The organism is Rhizobium sp. 01T417, assembly GCF_056398905.1.
In genome coordinates this window covers 1-3,454 of sequence record NZ_JBFTQH010000089.1, presented here as the reverse complement: position 1 = coordinate 3,454, position 3,454 = coordinate 1, and the positions used below count along the sequence as shown (strand labels likewise).

Here is a 3,454-nt window from a genome sequence, read left to right as displayed (position 1 = left end):
GCGGTCTTCAAGGAGCTTGTCAAACGTTCAGGTGCTACACGGAGAAGGGCGCCTCACCTTTACCCTTGGAGCGAAGAGCGAGGCGCCGGATGTCCTGGCGTTGGGGCCGGACCGGCCGGTGGGCTATGACGTCATTGTCGATGCTGTATTTCGCTACGCTGCGTCGCTGGGGGACGCGCAGGCAAACGCGGCGAGTCGCTTTCCCGCAATTGACGATCTTCTGCGGCGCCGTCTGCCCCGGATCCACAACATTCCGGAAGGCAGGGCGCTCATCGACGAGGCAGCCCCCCTCCTGCCGCAGGTGGTCGAGGCTGTGTTGGGCATGCAAGAGACCACATTGTTTCTTCAAGGTCCTCCAGGCGCGGGGAAAACCTACACCGGCTCCCGGGTCATCCTTGCGCTCCTACAGGCCGGCAAGCGCGTGGGCGTCTCCTCCAACAGCCACCATGCGATCAACAACCTGCTACGGGCGGTAGAGGTGGCGGCCGCGGAGCAGAGCTTCGTGTTCTCCGGTGTCAAGAAGTCCTCGAAAGACCAGGAGGATGGCTGGATAAAAGGCGAACTGATCAGGGACGTTTTCGAGAATGAGGAGGTATCAGGCAGCGGTGCACAACTGCTTGCCGGCACCGCCTGGCTATTCTCGCGCGAGGAGCTGGAAGGCGAACTTGACTATCTGTTTGTCGATGAGGCTGGCCAGGTGTCGCTAGGCAACGTGGTGGGCATGGGTATTTCGGCCCGCAACATTGTCCTGTTGGGCGATCAGATGCAGTTGGGACARCCGACAAAGGGCGTGCATCCGGGCAACTCAGGCCAGTCGGTACTGGAGTACCTTTTGGATGGGTTGTCGACCATTCCGGCGGCGCAAGGCATTTTCCTGAACACCACCTATCGCATGCATCCCGATGTGTGCGAGTTCATCTCCGAAGCCATTTACGACGGCCGACTGACTTCGCACGAGAAGACGGCGCGCCAAGGTCTGGTCCTCAATGAGGCAGCGCACTCGGCCCTTGCGCCTTCGGGCATCAGGTTCGTCCCGGTCATCCACGACGGCAACGCGCAGGAAAGTCAGGAAGAAGCCGATGTGATCCGGGACCTGTATGCAAGTTTGCTCGAGCAGGAGTTCCTGGATGGCGAGGGGAATCGGTGCCGATTTACGCCAGGTGACATTCTTGTGGTGGCCCCCTACAACATGCAGGTCAATCTCCTGCGGAAATGTCTGCCGGCTGGCGCCAGGATCGGCACAGTTGACAAGTTTCAGGGGCAGGAAGCGCAGGTTGTCATCATCTCCATGGCAACGTCCAACGCAGACTATCTGCCGCGCAACATCGAGTTCCTGTTTAGCAAGAATCGTCTGAACGTTGCCCTGTCAAGGGCGAAGTCCCTAGCGTTGCTGGTGGCCTCGCCCGAGTTGACGTCGATTCGCTGCAAGACGCCGGAGCAAATGACCTTGGTGAACACGCTGTGCTGGGTGGGGCAGACGTCGGTACAGCAGGCGCAGCGTTGACTGCGCTGGCGCGCTGCGGGAGCTGACTTCAATCGCTCTCGGCCCCGCCCCAGGGATAGTTGTCGATAAATGTTGCGATCCCAATCTTTGCGAATGGGATCGCGCAGCTCACCCGCGGTCATTTCAGGGGTTCTTTTCGGACTCCTTTGAACGGGTCACCGTCCTTTTTCTGATCCATGAACCGGCCGGTATCCGAATCGCGCTTCGTCCAGTTCTGGGTGACAGGATTGTAGACTTGCGACCGGTCACGTACCGCGCCACGTCGAGCGTTGTCGCCAATAGGGGGGTTCTTAGCCATTTCGTAACTCGCTGATTTAGACGTTGAAGCTATGGGTCCACTGGGGCAGACCGGCACGGGACAGGTAATCGACCAGATTGGGGCTGCCAAAGAACTGCAGCCGGCCGTTGGCCGTGAAGGCAAGTGCTGATTGGTCGACTTGCAGATTCGATGCCCGCGCTTGAGCCGTCAGTTGAGCCAACAATTGGCTATTGTCCGACGACGAGCCAGAGCTTGATCTTGCGTCGAATACGGCAAAATTGATCCAGCCGCCGCTGCGTGCGCGCTCCCGAAGGTGCGCAAAATTCACTCTCATGAGATTTCTCCTTGCCGGAACCCATTGCCGGCATGGAGCAATTCTGCAGAGAGCACTAGCTCAAATAGTGACCTAGTGATCGGTCGGTGGGCGATTCTTCTCTGCTGCGGCGCACAATGCAGCGTGGAGGTGCTCGCGAAGCTCCGGTGGGTCGAGCACTTCCACTTCCGGGCAATGGCGCAGCAGGTCCATTACGAGCTCCTGATCGTTCGAGTAGGGTACTTCCAGGATGTAGTCGCCGTCGCTGGTCGTGACACTTGTTTGATCTGGGTGCCAGCGTTCGGCCGCCACCCATTGTGCTCGCTTGGCAGTAAATTTGATGCGGGCGCGGTGCTTCGCGGGACCCGCGAAGATGCCGTACCCACTCTCGAAGTGCGCGCGCAGGTCTTCCCGGGAAACCCGTTCAGCCGCGGTGGGCAGCACGGTTATCTCCCTGATTGCTTCCAGCGCAAAGGTTCGAAGTGCATTTCTTTGGTGGCACCATACGTCAAGGAGCCAGTTTTCACGGTAATGGACCATCTGCTGCGGCGAGGCCACTCGTTCGGTGAGCTCCTGCTTGTCCCGATTCCAGGCTAGCATTGCGCGCAAGCGGTTTCGCAACGGTGCAACGTCCTCATCGAGCAGGCCCGGCTGAATCCCCTCCAGCAGGTGCAGCATCGTGAGAAGGGCGAGGATTTCGGCAGAACTGAACCAGATGCCCGGTAGCTCGAACCGGCCGCCCTCGGCCAAGTCATCGCGAATGACGTAGCCACGTCCACGTTCGGTGGCACTCCATTCGATATGGCAACCGAATCGGTTCTTCAGGAACTCGATATCCCGTTTGACGGATGCCACAGAAATCTCAAGCTCCTTCGTTAGCGTGGCCATCGGTACGGGACCGCGCTTGCGCAGAAGTTGGATGATCTTGCCGAACCGCTCAATCGAGATCTTCGCCGCGCGGCGCTTGGGCTCTGAGGAGCCGCTAGCCCGTTGACTTTGTTTGCCCGTAGGTTTGGCTTCGCGCTTTGGCATGGTAGCGTGGAGTATCTCGCATTGACGGGCGTATCTGATGCAACGGGGATCGCCAGCACCCTTGTTCCTAAGCAATGCTCATATGAGAAGAAACAGTTGCTTTCGGGCAATCTGGACTAGAGGCGACGTCGGAAAGTAAGCCAGCATCCCCGAAGTGGCTCAAACGTTTTTTCGGTAACGCATCACTGCGCTGTGCGTCCACTAGCTTTTCCTGTTCTTGCATCTGCATGCTATTCGGTGACCGATCCTACCGCAGTTGAGCAACGAAGAGCTGGTGTGCGGCAGGATCGTCGCTGACCTCCGGGTCAAATTTCGCTTTGACGTAGAAGAGCATCGCCTGTCTCAG

The 3,454-nt window shown here is 58.8% G+C and carries 3 protein-coding genes; 1 reads left to right on the top strand and 2 read right to left on the bottom strand.

The annotated features are described in order from the left end of the window. Window positions 1-1,504 (top strand): DEAD/DEAH box helicase (locus AC1DPR_RS31485; protein ID WP_477817965.1); only part of this gene is annotated, 1,504 nt, incomplete at its 5' end. A 314-nt stretch (window positions 1,505-1,818) separates the two neighbouring features. On the opposite strand, the gene AC1DPR_RS31480 is transcribed toward AC1DPR_RS31485, so the two are convergent. Both AC1DPR_RS31480 and AC1DPR_RS31475 read right to left on the bottom strand, forming a co-directional pair. Next, the gene (locus tag AC1DPR_RS31480) at window positions 1,819-2,097 is read right to left on the bottom strand and encodes a hypothetical protein (RefSeq protein ID WP_441644781.1); all 279 of its coding nucleotides are present in this window, start codon (window positions 2,095-2,097) and stop codon (window positions 1,819-1,821) included. Between the two features lie 72 nt (window positions 2,098-2,169). Further along, window positions 2,170-3,108 (bottom strand): helix-turn-helix transcriptional regulator, encoded by a 939-nt coding sequence (locus tag AC1DPR_RS31475; protein WP_477817964.1) that lies wholly within the window; start codon window positions 3,106-3,108, stop codon window positions 2,170-2,172. Window positions 3,109-3,454 lie beyond the last annotated feature (346 nt).